The organism is Marivirga sericea (genome assembly GCF_900177665.1).
Classification (GTDB): domain Bacteria; phylum Bacteroidota; class Bacteroidia; order Cytophagales; family Cyclobacteriaceae; genus Marivirga; species Marivirga sericea.
This window is the reverse complement of record NZ_FXAW01000001.1, coordinates 264,053-280,640: the sequence shown is the minus strand read 5'-3', so window position 1 is coordinate 280,640 and position 16,588 is coordinate 264,053. Positions and strand designations below refer to the sequence as shown.

7 protein-coding genes are annotated in these 16,588 nt (G+C 36.3%); 1 reads left to right on the top strand and 6 read right to left on the bottom strand.

Features of this window, described 5'->3' with window-relative positions:
* Nucleotides 1-35 precede the first annotated feature (35 nt).
* The 3 genes from B9Y84_RS01115 to B9Y84_RS01105 form a co-directional block, all read right to left on the bottom strand.
* Nucleotides 36-3,377 (bottom strand): VCBS repeat-containing protein, encoded by a 3,342-nt coding sequence (locus B9Y84_RS01115; protein WP_085515249.1) that lies wholly within the window; start codon nt 3,375-3,377, stop codon nt 36-38.
* A gap of 86 nt (nt 3,378-3,463) precedes the next feature.
* Complete coding sequence (locus tag B9Y84_RS01110) at nt 3,464-5,026, bottom strand: RagB/SusD family nutrient uptake outer membrane protein (protein ID WP_085516011.1); 1,563 nt, start codon at nt 5,024-5,026, stop codon at nt 3,464-3,466.
* A gap of 13 nt (nt 5,027-5,039) precedes the next feature.
* Nucleotides 5,040-8,123: a SusC/RagA family TonB-linked outer membrane protein gene (locus B9Y84_RS01105; protein ID WP_085515248.1), complete on the bottom strand. Its 3,084-nt coding sequence runs from the start codon at nt 8,121-8,123 to the stop codon at nt 5,040-5,042.
* A gap of 270 nt (nt 8,124-8,393) precedes the next feature.
* On the opposite strand from B9Y84_RS01105, the gene B9Y84_RS01100 reads away from it, so the two are divergent.
* Entirely contained in the window at nt 8,394-9,428 is a 1,035-nt protein-coding gene (locus B9Y84_RS01100; RefSeq protein ID WP_085515247.1) for a LacI family DNA-binding transcriptional regulator, read from the top strand.
* A 12-nt stretch (nt 9,429-9,440) separates the two neighbouring features.
* Here the strand turns inward: B9Y84_RS01100 and B9Y84_RS01095 are convergent, their stop codons facing one another.
* From B9Y84_RS01095 to B9Y84_RS01085, 3 genes are all read right to left on the bottom strand, one after another.
* On the bottom strand, nt 9,441-9,902 hold the full coding sequence (locus tag B9Y84_RS01095) for a hypothetical protein (protein ID WP_085515246.1): 462 nt from the start codon (nt 9,900-9,902) through the stop codon (nt 9,441-9,443).
* A gap of 154 nt (nt 9,903-10,056) precedes the next feature.
* A complete protein-coding gene (locus B9Y84_RS01090; RefSeq protein ID WP_085515245.1) occupies nt 10,057-14,523 on the bottom strand; it encodes a T9SS type A sorting domain-containing protein in 4,467 nt (1,488 codons plus the stop codon).
* A 4-nt stretch (nt 14,524-14,527) separates the two neighbouring features.
* A complete protein-coding gene (locus B9Y84_RS01085; protein ID WP_085515244.1) occupies nt 14,528-16,585 on the bottom strand; it encodes a fibronectin type III domain-containing protein in 2,058 nt (685 codons plus the stop codon).
* Nucleotides 16,586-16,588: the final 3 nt, after the last annotated feature.

The window sequence follows — 16,588 nt, the reverse complement described above, 5'->3', positions numbered from 1 at the left end:
CTATTAATTATTTTTACTCTAGAGACTCTCATTAATTATTTTCTGATTTTTAATAAAACCGATTCTTTATTGTTTATTCCTATGATCAAATGTTTTTGACCTTGAATTTGAATGGGATTTATTGAACGAATTTCGCCATCAATTCCTAAGCTTTTTAGTGCTGGAATAAGCTCGAAATCTCCCTTTCCATCGCCAAACAATACTAATCCATCATTGGCATCGAGTTTACCATATTGTGGTTTGAAATCACCCTCATTTCCAGCGAGAATCAAATCTAAATGACCATCTTGATTAATATCTAAGACTTCTACAGCATGAATGGCAGAAAACTGCACTTCAATCGGTAAATCAACTTTTTCAAATGCTCCATTTCCTTTATTTAGCATTACCAATGTTTGGAAAGTATTAACCGATTTAAAATCTGCAGATTCAATTTTTTCAACCCCAAATAAATCTTCAATCGATTTAGTGCCATAATCTTTATATTTCAAACTTTGCTTTTTCAAGCTTGGGATTTGACTAATCATTTCACCCTTCTGCTGGATTGGAATATCGTCTCCTTCGATTCTTCTTGTTAGAATCTTATCTTTATCACCATTGGCATCGAAATCTTCTAACCAGATTTTAACTGGCATTTCATCCGTTGCTGAGAAATAGAAGTTATCCCCTCTATTGCCCAAAACTAAATCAGGCAACCCATCATTGTTGAAATCAGCCGTTTCAACTGTATTCCACCATCCCTTTAGGTTCTTTAAAGAGTTTTCTTCTATTCTTACCAATTGCTTACCCGATATTTCAAAGATTTCTATTCCCATCCATTCCCCAGAAAGTATTAAATTTTGGTTTCCGTTTTGGTTTATATCTATAAGCTTGGCATCGGTGACCATCCCTATACCCTCTAACTCTTTTGCCCTCCTCACTGTCATATCCTTAAAAGTCCCACTACCATCATTCTCAAAAAGAAAACTCTTAGGGCTTTGGCCATACTCCTGAGGCACTGAACGGCTGCCCACAAATAAGTCTAAATCACCATCTTCGTCATAATCAAAGCTTAATGCTACTGAAGTGTTAAATCCTGTTTCTGGAATCCCATTCGACTTTTTTTCAAATTTCCCATTAGTACTTTGTATAAACAATTGATCGTTAAAGACGACATTACCTGCAGACTTATGATTTCCGCCATAGCCAAAATAGATATCAACTAACCCATCAGCATCAGCATCAAAAGCATGTATGGCTGTGACTTCATAATCTAAATCATCAATTCCGGTCGATATGTAGTTTCCGTTTGCTTGTTGATAATAAATACTACTAGTCTGCCCGATGGCTCCACCAATCACTAAATCATCAAGACCATCTTTATTCAAATCAACTACAGCATTTGCAGGACCTTCTTTTGACAGCATTCGCATAATTAAGCCTTCATAATTATAGTCAACATGATTATCTTCTTTATGCTCTTGAAAATCGCTATCAACTCTTCTGAAATATTGCTCTTGAGTATCTCTTAGAAACGGAGTTTCATCATTTACTTTCTTTTTGTTTACATCAACATAGTTAATCATCAGTAAGGTATCAACTGCAGGATGTTCAATAGTACTGACTATTTTATTTGGCCATATAATTTTCAGGGAATCTATATCGCTGACCTCACCTAATCCGAAATGGAGAGTATAATCTACTGAAGATTGAAATCCTCTACTTGGCATCATCTGACGGTGAAATTGCATATTAGCAGCGTAAACCTGAACTTTTGCTCCTATAGCATCCCTGTTTGGCTTTTCAAACTGTAATGTCACTTTCAAGTAATGTGCACTGTCTGTTTTAGCATTGCTTTTATAGATTGTTGAAAGATGATTTAGATTATTGACCACTAAATCCAAACTACCATCATTATTCAAGTCAGCATAAGCAGCTCCATTGGAAAAAGTTTCTTGGCCCAGTCCTATCGCCTTTTCTTCGGCTTGAAATTGCAGGTTACCCTGATTGATGAACATTTTATTAGCTTGAGGATTACTAGGCATTTTTGCCAGCACATCCTCCATTTTATCTTTTTTTCCGGTTAAGACCATCCGCTGGACAACGTCATTGGCAAAAAAGTCCATAAAATCGGCATCGGTTACATCTTGGTACACTCCATTCGAAACAAATATATCATTATAACCATCCATATTGGCATCAAACAGTAAAGCACCCCAACTCCAATCAGATTGTGCAACATCAGCATACCAGGCTATTTCATGGAAGCTACCGTTACCAGTATTCAACTGTAATGCATTGTGCATATACTGATGATAAAAATCTCTTCTGAGTTTAAGTTGATATGTATTATAGTCCTCAAATTGTAATTTTTGTTTTACCAATTGGTCGGTTTCAGGAATCATTTCCGTAGTGAAAATTTCCGGATAGCCATCATTATTAATGTCGCCCATATCAGCTCCCATAGAAGCCAAACTCATATGTCCCATCCATTTTTTGCTGTGCTCAGAAAAGGTACCATCTCCTTGATTAATGTAAAGATAATCTCGTTCAAAGAAGTCATTGGATACATAGATATCTTGCAGCATATCACCATTCACGTCTCCTACAGTTACGCCAAGTCCAAAGCCAATTAAGGAACCATAAATACCTGCTTCCCTGCTTACATCTACAAATTTGCCATTGTCATTTCGCATCAGCTTATCACCTCCGCCTTTTACAAAATCTTTTACATCCCAATCTTCAGCATATAAATCTCTTTTATTACTATTATTGAGGGTATTCACAGGTATAAAAGAATTGTTGAGAATATAAACATCTAGATCACCATCACCATCGTAATCGAAGAATGCTGCATGGGTAGTATAGCCAGGTTCATCAAGCCCATATTCTGCTGCCTTCTCTGTAAAAGTACTGTTACCATTATTGATGAATAATTCATTGAAAGGAGAGCTATCCTCTTCATAACCAGCATTGCTAATATAAATATCCTTAAAACCGTCTTGATTAAGATCAACAATACTGACCCCAGTGCTCCAGCCCCCATAGCCCTTTAAGCCTGCACTTTCTGTAATATCTTCAAATTCAAAATCACCTTTATTAAGATATAATTTATTATTGACTTGGTTTCCCGTAAAAATAATATCCTGAAGGCCATCATTATTAATATCAATGATACCCACTCCGCCCCCGTTATAAAAATTCCGATAGGAGAAAATGTTGAACTTGTCTTTATTCTCTACTTGATTAAGGAAAGTTACCCCAGTACGGGTAGAATCAAGTAATTCAAATGTAGTGTTTTTAGATTCAGATGCCTTTTCACTCTCTTGATTGCTTTGACAAGCCAAAAGAGTAATAAAAATAAGACTTAAATAAACAGTTGATCTTTGAACAGACATAATACTTTAGGCTTTTAGAAGCTTAAATGTATAAAAAAAGGATAATGGAAACATATCCATTACCCTTTTTTAGAGTGTATATAAATTTAATAACCTGGATTTTGCTCCAAATTAGGATTGGTACTCACTGCTGTAATTGGAATTGGGAACACCAATTTAGATTCATCTGATTGTGGTTTATACAACCATGGTTCTAAGAAATCTCCAAATCTGATTAGGTCTTGTCTTCTCCAAAACTCAATATACAATTCTCGCCCTCTTTCATCAATTATATCCTGATCAGACAGATTAGCCAGTGGGGTTGCTTCACGTAGCTCCCGTAATTCATTAATCATAACTAAAGCTTCACTAGTATTACCATTTCTATGGAGTGCTTCTGCTTTCATTAACCAAGCATCCGCATAACGCATAAAAATTTGAAATGGAGGCCCTCCATTACCTGGTTCGAGTTCACCAGTTTCTTCGTTAACTTCTGGGATTGGGGGGTATTTAATAAGACGTACACCTGTAGCTTCACCATGCCCTGTAATTTCCTCTGGCATTTCGCTCGTGAAAAACAATGGTGCACCACCACGAGTTTCTAATGCTTCGCCATCGAAATTATACTGTTGACCAAAGATCATTCCCCGACCTAAATTATCATTAGGTACAAAACCTCTTCTTTCTTCTTGACCACTACCAGGAGCATTGGTATCTTCTGGTCCTTCAAATAGAGAATAGAAATCAGAAGTAGTAGCAAATCCATTCCAACCACCTCCACTCAAAATAAAGTTATGATTATAGTGCAACGTATTGGCAATTCTAAAGGTTGACCCATTATCACCAGTAATGATGTAAATAGATTCGCTACTAGTTGCAGGCTCTTCAAATATCGAAAAATAGTCATCTTGGATTGAAAACCCTTCTGCTGTAATTGCATCAACATCAGAAATTACGCGTTGCATATCTGCATTTTCTGCAGTAGCTCCACTATTTCCTCCATTTAACAAAATATGTTTATTCAAAAAGAATTTAGCTCTCAAGAATAAAGCTGAAGCCTTTGAGGCCACTCTTAAATTTGAAGGATCACCAGGACCAGCAGATGGAAGATTACTAATTTGAGAATCAGATAAATCTTCAATAATTCGAGCCACAGCCTCTTCCCTATTTAAAATAACAGGGTCTTCAATAACTGGAGCACTAGGATCCCTATCAGGAACTTTACCCCATAAATCTAAGATCAAAAAAGTAGCTAAAGCCCTCATATATTTAGTCTCAGCTTCTTCTTGTGCATCTGGACCAGATAATAAAATTTGATTCGTAATAAATGTTAATCTATTAAGGTCATTCCAGGAACGCAAGACATCAGGATTACTTGAAGTCCATGTGTGCTGATGAAACTGTCTCCATCTTCCTCCATCTCCCCAATCAGTTCCTCTTGTTGGTACCAATTGTGCATCTGCAGTTATCTCCATCAATCCATATGTGTTTTCTTGATTTAACAAGGCAGCTCCAAAAGAATTATACAAATTAGTCAAGTTTTCACTCACATTCACTGAACTCAAATCCTCATCAATTACCTCAGAGTCGAGCTCCTCAACTTCTAGGTCAGTACAGCTGAATGCTGTTATCGCTAAAGTTGTTAATAAGAAACTTTTAAAATTTTTCATTTTCATATCTTTTTTAAAATGTAACATTAAGACCCACTGTTAAAGTTCGCGGTCTTGGAAATGGAGTGTAATCTATACCGAATGAAGGTATTCCATTTCTTGTTGCAGTGTTAGAAACTTCAGGATCGATACCACTGTAATTTGTAAGGACGAACAAGTTTTGAGCATTAGCTGAAACTCTCATTGCTTTAATAAAGCTGTTCTCACCTAAGTCAAAATTATATCCTACTGAAAGGTTCTGCAATCTTAAAAAATCTCCTTTTTCTAAAAAGTTAGTAGAAACAATAGGGGTATTTGAAGGCGATTCCCCGCTTTCCACTACATCTTCAGTAACATTTCTACCACTTCCTAAACTACCTGCAGTAAAAAATGCATTGGCAGTATTATTATATATATGATGACCACCTTGTCCATTCATGTAAACTGCAAAGTCAAAGTTTTTGTAAGAAGCAGTTGTATTAAAGCCGAAATTCCAAAGTGGAATAGGGAATTGTCCAGTCAACTGTCGTTCTCCTTCTTGTATATCATTGAACCCGTCCTCATCAAAACCATCAGATTCAATCATATAGTAAGCAAAAAGTGGTTGATTATTTGCAATTCGCTGAGCAAAATCTCCGGAAAGCCCTTGGCCGAAAATATTGCCAGTGTCAAAGAAAAAGGCACCTAAATTCTCCACTCTATTCTCATTTCTTGAAACATTAAAACCTACGTTCCAAGTGAGATCACCATTATCAACTACAACATAATCCATCATCAATTCGAAACCTTGATTGATAACATTAGCATCTAAGTTTCTCCAAGTAAAATCTGTTGCGGCAGGTTGAGGTGAAAAAATTTGAATTAATAAATCAGTCGTATTTTTGTAGTAATAATCCACACTACCTGTTAATCTGTTATTAATAAATCCAAAATCAAAACCGCCATTGTACATTGCAGTTTCTTCCCATCGTAAATCAGGATTTTCATATGCGACATTAGATCTACCCGGCTGTTGAATTCCTCCATCAGCATTAATATCAATTCCGCCAAAAGACTGTCTTCTTTGGTGTAAGTTATGCGGGATTTCTTGATTACCTGTAACCCCATAACCCAATCTAAGCTTCAAATTATCAAAAGCGTCTGAAGCCCAATCTTCATCAGAAATTCTCCAAGCGAATGCTCCTGAAGGGAATACACCGTATTTGTTATTTCCACCAAACCTAGTAGAGCCGTCTGTCCTAAGGGTGGCCGTGAAAAGATATTTATCTAAGACATTATAGTTTACTCTACCAAAGAATGATTGTAATTCATTGTAGTTTCCAAAGTTATTTTCCACTACTGCATCTATTGGTATACTTCCAGGGTTACCCAATGTAGGCGCTTGACCGAATTGATTGGTAAAGAAAGCATTATCAGTTGCATCAGGATCATATCCAAATTGCTGGTAGTCACCATTAATAGCTCCTCGAACTGTGTTTCCTGCTTCTATTGTTTGATTAATCATCGCCGACAAGTCGGAAGTTTCATATCCGAATCCTCCCACACTTGTACCTGTAAATCTGAAATCTTGGTATGAATAACCCGCTAAGATGTCTAAGTTACCCTCTCCTACTTTTTTATTGTAGTTCAATAAAGCCTCAAACAATGTACTTCTATTAACATTTTCAACACTAGAAGCTCTACCATTGTTAGTAATTCCTCTTGCGTCTATTACTAAATCTCTTGAAGTAGCAGTATTTCGAACCGAAGTTGCATAATCCAAACCACCGTTCACTCTAAAATTCAAATCTTCCGTTATATCATAATCTGCAGATATATTGATTAAGACTCTGTTTGTTTCAGCTAAATCTTGATTATATTCCAGTAAATTATTGGGGTTTAAAAACCCTAAAGTTTGAAAGTCTGGATTTAGTGTAGGGGGTGCAATTAAAGCGGCACCCAACAAATCACCTTGAAAACCAGCATTATTCGTAATTGGTGCGAAACTGTCATTTACTCTAGAAACGTTTGCAGAAGTATTAAAAGTCAATTTATCGTCCAATAATCTTTGATTCCAATTTAACCTTGCATTAAATCTTTCCAAAGAAGCACTTTCAATAATACCATTCTGATTTTCGTATCCTAGAGATGCTCTGTAACTTCCTGTTTCGTAAGAATCACCGTAGGAAACGTCATGCTTAGTAGAAACAGCAGTTCTGAATATTTCATCTTGCCAATCAGTATCAGCATTGTCAAATCGTAGAACAGTTAAATCACCGCCAAAATCCTCTACTCCTTGTAAATACTGCTCTCTATTTAGTAAGTCATAACGATTTGCAGGAGCAGAAATACTGACATTTGCATTATAAGTAATTTGCTTCCCTAATCCTTTACCACTTTTAGTGGTAATTAAAATAACACCATTGGCTCCTCTTGCTCCGTAAATAGCAGTGGCAGAAGCATCCTTCAAGATATCCATACTCTCAATATCATTAGGATTTAAGAAATTCAAAGGGTTTCTAGGAGCAGAAGTTCCCAACCCACCATCTGGACCACCGGCTGTAACGTCATTTCCGGATAAAGGGATTCCGTCAACCACAAAGAGTGGATTATTACCATTTCGTACCGATGAACTACCTCTTACTCGAATACTTACACCAGCACCCGGCTCACCTGAAGCAGATGTAATTTGAACACCAGCAGATTTACCTTGGATCAATTGTTCGGGGGATGAAATTACACCACCATTAAACTCTTTTGAAGTAACTCGTTCTACTGCACCCGTTGCATCTCTAGATTCAACTTGGCCGTAACCTACTACCACTACTTCAGAAAGTTGTTCAACATCTTCTTGCAGTTTAATATCGAGTACGCTTCTAGTGCCGACTTTTACTGTTTGGGGTTTGTAACCAATATAAGAAAATTTTAAGCTCACATCTCCCTCGATGGATAATTTAAATTTTCCGTCAAAATCAGTAGTAGCACCATTAGAGGTTCCTACAACCAATACATTTACTCCTGGAAGTCCTTCTCCCGTCTTCGAGTCTGTGACAGTACCTGTGACCGTCCGTTCTTGTGCATAAAGGCTTCCCATAGAAAACCAGCATACACTTGCCATTATTAGTAAAAAGTGTCTCATGAATTTTAGCCGTTTAATAGTTCCATAATTAAATTTTAATTTTTCTCATTTTACATTTTAATTCATACATTCTAATTCATAACAGTTTATATTATATTTGGTTTTTAACTTTAACATAACAACAATGTAAAAATTACAATATTTCCCTGCAAGGCTTTCAGTGTATTTTGTACACTTACTAGTTTACGTAATCGGTTACGTGAATATTTTAAGACCTTATTTAGAATTTTTCTAAATAATTATCGCTTTTTTTATCAATATAATATCAGTATGAGCAAACATAATATTAGGTTAAAGGACATTGCAGAAGAGTTAGGTTTAAGTATTCCGTCTGTTTCAAGGGCGCTGAATAACAAACCTGATATTAGCGAAGGGACTAAGAAAAAGGTGTTTGAATTAGCCGAAAAGTTACATTATCAACGGAATGAGTTTGCCATCAATTTCAAAAACCAGCAGTCCTTCATCATCGGGGTCATCATTCCACAAATTGTCCATCATTTTTTCTCTAATGTCATTAGTGGAATCATCAATCAAGCCGATATAATGGGTTATAATATTATGCTCTTCCAAAGTAATGAGTCTTTTGAATCAGAACTAAAAGGAGTGAAAACATTTCAGAAAAGTATGATCGATGGTTTAATCATTTCACTTTCAGATAATACGCATGATGTTGAACACTTAAAATATTTGCAAGCACATAATGTTCCCGTAATATTGATCGATAAAATTACAAATGCCATGGATGCAGCAAAAATAATATGTGATGATTATAAAGGAGCATATTACGCCACCGAGCATCTAATAAGTTTGGGGAAAACTAAAATAGCCCATATTACAGGTTCTTTAAACCCTTACACGACTAAAGAGCGATTTAGAGGGTACAAAACTGCATTGAAAGATTATAACTTAGTTTTTACAGAGCACCTTGTAAAGAAATGTAATTTAGTCTCCACCGAAGAGGGATACACCACTACTTTAACTTTGTTAGCCGGAGAAATAATTCCAGATGCTATTTTCTGCGCAACAGATCCTACAGCCATAGGAGCTATTAAGGCCATTAAGGAAAAGGGTTTTAGAATTCCTGAAGACATTGCTGTGATCGGCTTTAGCGATTGGAACATGTCCTCAGTGGTTGACCCTCCCCTCTCTTCCGTTTCTCAACCAGATTATGAAATGGGGAAAAAAGCTATCGAATTGATTACTCAAGAAATTCAGCTCTCTAGAGAAAATAAACCGATTGAATATCAGACCTATGTAATGGAAACTTCCTTGGTACTTAGGGAATCGACTTTAGGTAAAAAATGATCAAAGATCCTCTTAAGCAGGCACTTTAATCATTTTCAAATCAATCAATTTCGATTCTTCATAACCTATGGACATATAACCAAAAACGCCACCCGCAGCCTCTGCTACTTTTTTCGCTATGTCTTTCATCGAGCTGACAAATTGCGTTGCCCAATCTTTATCTACTTTTTTAAGCACATCATTTAACCTTTCTAATTCTTCAATCACCTGCTTACTTCTAATTTCAGCATCTTGCGGATAGGTTTCTAATAATTCATTCAGACTTTTCTCAAAATCAGGAGCTATTTCTTGATAGTAGCTTAACAACTCTTTTCTAGCTTTACTTTGCTTTATTTTGGTGAGGTTTACAGCTTCTTTCAATTCGCCTTTGCTGATTTCTTCGTCAGCACCCGCTATTAATATAGCAACCATAGCCGGTGTTTTTTTCAATAAATCTATTTCAGATTCGGATAAATTCTTTAATTCTGATATCATAGTTGATGGGGTAGTTTTAATTTTAAGAAGCAAGATAGGGATTGAAGGGGAAATTTGCATAAAAAATAGTAATTGGTTTATTGATTAATTAGTAATTACTAAAAGAGATTATTTACTTTCACTGTTTTCTCCTTCCCTTGAGTTCCTCTCTATTTTACCTGATCACGATTCTTTTATAAGCACTTTCTTTTCCAGCATTCATAACTATAACGTAAACTCCCGAATTCAGAACATTCTGCATTGGAATTGAATAGGTATCATCTCCTTTATAGCTTTCATTAAAAATTACTGCATTTCCTAGTAAATCAATTATTTTTATTGAAATACTATGCTTTTGAGTTAATTCGATATTCATATTAAAATCTATTAAAGCAGGGTTCGGAAACACGCTTAAAGTTTTAATGAGCTTTTCTGGATTACCCAAATGTCGCTGATTGGAATCTTCTGCTTCAGAATCAGGTAAAATATTTATGCTCTGCGCATAAGAATCACTGCATTCAGCCTGTGCTATCTCTATGCTTAAATCATGCACTCCTGGTTCATTAAAAACTAGCGAAGTATATTCCATATTTTGCTCTAAGATGGTTACACCCGGTGGAATTTGCCAAAAAACCGAGTCTGGAATAGGCCAACTAATATCAATGACCATCACTGTATCTCCAACGTAAGCCTCTGATGCCACAATCATATCTGCACTCAACAAATCATCGGAAACGATCAACTCAAAATCACGTGTAGCTTTGCACCCGTTTTCATTTTCAACAGTAAGTTGATAGATGCCTGCTTCACTTAATTCAACTTCTCTTTGATCACTTTCAAAACCATTCTCAGAACTCCATTTATAATTAACAGCTCCAGGTATATCATAATCAGTGATGTAGGAAGATCCCGTACAAATTTCCCAAATATTGTCTACAACTATTTCGAAAGGTTCAGGATCAGTCAGTGTAATTGATTCTTGATAGGTACAACCTTTACCATCGACAATATTTACGCTGTAAGATCCCGCTGCTATATTACTTAAAGTATTACCATCAAATCCGTTATCCCAGCTGTATGAATATTCGCCATTCCCACCTAAAGCATTAACTGTCAATCTTCCATCTGAACTTCCTACGCAAGAAGGGGAAATAGTTTCACTTATTTCTAAGGCAAGAGCTTCTTTCTCTTCCAAGAAAATATTCTTTGTGATGGTACAAGCATTTTCATCCGTTACTGTGATGCTGTAATTACCACTAGCAATACCTTCCAACGAACTAGTGGTGCCTCCATTAGACCATATGATATCATAGTTAGCTGTACCACCAGTAATATTTACTGCAATTGCACCATCTGAACTACCATTGCAGCTTGGGATACTTTTTTCTGTAACAGAGATTACAATTGGATCAGGAGAAGGGATATCTACCTGCTCCACCACTAAGCATCCATTGAGATCAGTAATGCTCACAGTATTTAGACCAGCAATTAAATTAACTGCTGTAGTACCTATTTCCCCATTTGCCCATTCTATATCAAAAGGGCCTATTCCACTAAGAGAAATAGTAGCCTGCCCATCCGCTGTATTGAAACAAGAGGTAGGACTAACTGACTCAACACTAAGTTTAGCACCATCTGTGCTTGAAATGTTTATTATATCTGAATCTATACAGCTATTTGCATCTGTAACAATAACTCTATAGATGCCTGCAAAGATATCCTTTAAGTCAATACCAGTCCCTACCACTTCTCCATTAGAATTTTCCCAAATGATATCGTAAGGTTCCACTCCTCCCCTTACAGCTACTTTAGCATAGCCAACAGGATCCCCGCATCTAGCATTATATGCATTGGTAATAATTGCCCTTAATTCTTCAGGTTCCGTTACAGTAACATCTATTTCATCTATGCAATTATTAGCATCTTTCACTTGAAAAGTGTAATCTCCTGCAGTTAGACCACTGAAGTTGTTGCTGGTCTGAAAATTCGTACCATCCAAAGAATAAGTATTATCACCTGCACCTCCAGAAGCGTTCAGCACTACCTGGCCGGTAGCATTGGCATAACAATCTACGTTCGAGATTTGAGGATTCAGCATCTGCACTGGATCGGGCTCAGTAAGTGTATAATTTTCTATTATGGAACAGCCATTGAAATCCGTAATTTCTACACTGTAATCACCGACAGTTAAATCATTAATGGTAGATGTCGTTTCTCCTGTTGACCACAAATAAGAATAGGGTGTGGTTCCACCAGTGGCCTCTACTTGAATGGAACCATCATTTAATCCAAAGCAGCTAATGTTAAAACCGGAATAATCGCTGAATATAGCATCAGATTCTAAGGCAAAGGGCTCTGTTAGTACGATTTCCTTTGATTTTGAACAATTATTATCATCAGTTACCACTACCTCATAAGTTCCCGCTTTAAGACCTGAAATATCTTTTGTGGAAGCAAAATCATCACCATTTTTAGTCCAATTATAAGTAAAAGGTGGAACTCCATTTACAATTGATAGATCTATAAATCCATCTGATCCATCATAACAAGAGATATTTGCTGTGGAAGCATTAATTTCTATTTCATCGGGATCAACTATAGGAATATTTTTAATATATTTTTCACATCCCTGAGCATCTTTGATGGTAATAGAATAGATTCCAGCTTCTAAATTTTCAAAAGTGATTTCGTCCCCCTCGTCTCCAAACTTTAATTCTCCAGAAGGGCTATCAATAGTGAACTCATAGTCAGATCCGGGGACAAAAGGAGTTCCCCCAGTCCCCACCACTGCAATACTCCCATCCGGATCACCAGGACAAGTTGGATTAGTCCTTTTAGTAACTACTTCATTGATTTCCAAATCAGTAACAATTACATCGACCGTACTGCTGGTTGAAGGGCAAGTACCAGTATTTTCAGAAATAGTCCACCTAAAGGTATTGGTACCCACCGAGAGGTTAGAAACACTGGTATTTCTATTGTTTTCATCGGCAATAGTTCCCTCGCCACTAACTAAAGACCATTCACCTGTTTCACCTGATTTAGGAGCATTAGCACTGAGACTTATCGTATTCTCGCAGATATTTTGATTTAAACCAGCGTTAGATGTTGTAACAATTATATAATTAATATTTACGTCATCGGATACAGTGTCACAATTATTTTTACTCACAGTCCATCGAAACGTATTAATACCTTCATCAAGTGCAGTAACAGTTGCAGTGGCACTGGCACTATTTGAAAAGGAACCATTACCTGAAACTACTGTCCATTCTCCTGAGTCACCTACACCTGATGCATTCAAATTAGCACTAGAAACACATACATTTTGACCAGGACCCGCCTCAGAGGTTGGAGCACTTACTCGTGTAATTATTACATCATCGGAATCAGTACAACCAAACTCTGCAGTAATAGTGTATCGGAATTTATTTTCTCCTATACCTAAACCAGATACGGAAGCAATTCGAGAGGTAGAATTAGTAATAGTACCTGAACCAGAAACCCTTGTCCATTTTGCTTTTTCTCCTGTTTTTAATGGATCACCAATCGCACTTAAAGTGGGATTACTTGTTGAGCAAACTATCTGATCCTCACCTGCATTGGCCTCAGACATTTCTTCTTCAGGCCCTACAATTGTAAATGAGAAACGATCAACAAATTCACAACCTGTTGATAAATCATCATCATCTTCGTCATAGACGAAACTTACAAGTAAAACATCATACTCCCCTGCAATTAAACCTTGTCCAACTTTTGCAAGAACGTCTTCATGAGTTATAGTATTGCTGTCCTTGTTAATTAGTCCCTGAAAAACTCCTTCATCGTCTTTTCTCCTTAAATCATATTTAAATGTTTCTCCGTCAATTGGCTGTCTACTTGGTGTTAAGACTATTTCATCGATATTTCCACCAAAACATTCTACGGTATCAAGCGGTGCAATTCCTGTTACACTAGCCTGCAGAGGTGCGAAAACATAAGGACCCGTTACTACGCTAGGTGAATAACTACAATTGTCTACGGCATATCTAAAACTGATATTTTTTAATAAATTTGAACCTACATCTGAAATTGAAACATCAATCGTGTTAGTACTTACTGGTGGATCATGTAAATTTGTCCAGGTCCCACCGTCAATTTGATACTGAAATTTATAATTTGAAAAACCACCAGTAGCCTCTAAAGAAATCGACTCATCTTGGCAAAGTCTATCCGCACCGCCTGGGGCTGTTGTTCCTGCTTCAACAAAATCAATTATAGGTGAAACTGTATAAGTTAAATTAGCAATACCTACATCGTTATTACATCTAGTAACGGTTATCGTTTTACCAGCACAATTACTTGAATTAATTGGATCCAATGTTCCACTTCTGGTACATGTTGCCACTAAATTTCCAAAGGTATTCCTTTTCTCATAATATAAAGAAAAATTTTTTGATTCGGTAAATGGAGAAAGAATAAATGGTTCACTAAATGAATTATTATTAAAGTTCTTAGTTCCCTCTCCTTCCAGTGTGACAGATATCCTTTCAAAATCCGATTCAGTTGTGCCAGGGAATCCTGTAAACCTTACTCTATATTGCTGAGAGTACAAAGAGAAACTAACAAAAAAAATGAATATTAATATTAATAACTTTTTCATATTTTCAGAATTGAATGTCTATTTCTTTAATTGTCCCAATATTTTTGGAGTTTAGTAATGGCAAAATGGCATAACTTAATTTCTCATTAAATGAAATTTTTGAATCTGTAAAAGTCATTTGATCACTACTGATAAAGCTCAAAAGACTAAAACCGCTCTCATTTGAATTCTTATAAATTTTATATCCAATCACATCCTCTTGATTGTAATCCCATGCCAAAGTGATACTTCTATCTTTATTATCAATTGCATATCTTAGGTTTTCCACTCCTTCTTTTAATAGTTGCTCTGCTTTTACTTTAATAGAACGAGAAGAAACAGATTCATTATTATTTTCGTCTAGAGCTGTAATTCTTAACTCATACTCTTTTTCGCCTTGCAATTTAAAATCCAATTTAGTCGCAGAGGCATTTTCAATAAGAACATTTTCCCATTCACTTTCTCCTTCCATTCTACTATACAATTTATACTTCTTCACATCTGAACTTGAACTGGCTTGCCATTCTATTTCCACAATGTTGCCTCTTACTTTGAAGTTCTGAATCAAAGGCTGCGTAGGAGCTATCAAATCAGGCTTTCCAATTCCTCTAATAGCACTAAATTGCGATGCATTATATCTATTGTCCACAGACTTAAGCCTGAAATAAATAGAATCAGTCAAGTTGTTGATACTTATGCTGGTCGTAAACTTATTGGTAGTGATAGGTGAAGGGGTTATTTCCGCAAACTCGCTATTTCTGAAATTAGACTGATATACTCTATAGCCCAAAAAATCAGCCTCTGAATTACTATCCCAGCTTAAAAAAACTTCTCCTGAAGTAGCAATCACATATTTGATGTTCTTAGGCACTGCCGGAGGTATGCTATCTTCCAATTGCACTAAATAAGGAAAAGACCTTTTAACTCCATTTTCACTTTCCACTTCTACTTTATAGTAATTAGTAAGGGATGCTTCTTCATCAACATAACTCCTGTAATCAGGGCCGAGAATCTCTGTATTAATCTTAGTGAAATCGCCATCTGAGGCACCTCCTCTCAAAATATGAAAGCCATTAATTTGGTCCTCCCATTCTGTTTTAAATTCCCAGGCTAGCTGAACTCTGTTTCCTTCTAAGATATTTACATCAGAGAAATTAATATTTATAGCTGCAGTGCTATAAGATGTTCCTTTGACTACTTTGGATGCAGGACTTATTTCACCAAAAGCAGTTCTGCCTCTCACTCTATAAGTATACTCTTTTCCATCTGCTACTGAATCTGTTTTGATTGCATATTTGCTTTGAGTTTTACCATTAAAGCTATTAATAATTGGTCGCTTACTAACTGACTGATAGCTCGCACCTGCATCAGCAGAACGTTCTACTATAAAACTATTATAAATGCTTTCGTACTGTGCCTGATTCCATTTTATTGTAGCCAAGCCTTCGGCAATAGTAATTGAAACATCATCTATTGGAGTCAAAGGGGCATAGTCCGCTATGGACAGATATGTTAACCCAGAATCCAAGACAAGGATCTCTTCAGGAATATTAGCAAACACTTTATAAAGATATTTTTCATTTTCTTTCACATCGGTATCAATGTAGCCTAATCCTGATAGTTGAGCAGCCTCAAAAGACTGATCAGCCGCAAAAAGTGCGAATGAAAAGCGCTGCATTTGCTCTTTAGTCTTATTAACAATTTGCATGATATCGTTGGAATAATCTTCGGTCAATTCGAAAGTTTCTCCATAAATGGCTTGAGCAGAAACTGCTATATAATCGTTTTCATCAATCTTAGTTTCCCAATCTTGAAGAGGAGCGGGTGAAAAATCACCAATTACCTTTTTTTCAGGGGAAGAAAGAATAGCACTATCTCTTAAAATTATATACCTCTCTAAAGTATAACCGTATTTATTAGCCATCTCCCATGAATTGGCATCTTTGGGCGCCCATCGCAAAAGAATTTTATCTTTTTTAGCCTGACTAATGAGCGCAATTCCGCTCTTTTGTTGTGAAAAAACGATATCAGGAACTATAATTAATATTAGTCCTAAACAAACTATCTTTAATATCTTATTCATTAT

What these genes read in the sequence shown, in the direction of transcription:
- B9Y84_RS01095 (WP_085515246.1), bottom strand. Translation starts at nt 9,902, where the DNA reads ATGATATCAGAATTAAAGAATTTATCCGAATCTGAAATAGATTTATTG.
- B9Y84_RS01115 (WP_085515249.1), bottom strand. Translation starts at nt 3,377, where the DNA reads ATGTCTGTTCAAAGATCAACTGTTTATTTAAGTCTTATTTTTATTACT.
- B9Y84_RS01110 (WP_085516011.1), bottom strand. Translation starts at nt 5,026, where the DNA reads ATGAAAAATTTTAAAAGTTTCTTATTAACAACTTTAGCGATAACAGCA.
- B9Y84_RS01090 (WP_085515245.1), bottom strand. Translation starts at nt 14,523, where the DNA reads ATGAAAAAGTTATTAATATTAATATTCATTTTTTTTGTTAGTTTCTCT.
- B9Y84_RS01100 (WP_085515247.1), top strand. Translation starts at nt 8,394, where the DNA reads ATGAGCAAACATAATATTAGGTTAAAGGACATTGCAGAAGAGTTAGGT.
- B9Y84_RS01105 (WP_085515248.1), bottom strand. Translation starts at nt 8,123, where the DNA reads ATGAGACACTTTTTACTAATAATGGCAAGTGTATGCTGGTTTTCTATG.
- B9Y84_RS01085 (WP_085515244.1), bottom strand. Translation starts at nt 16,585, where the DNA reads ATGAATAAGATATTAAAGATAGTTTGTTTAGGACTAATATTAATTATA.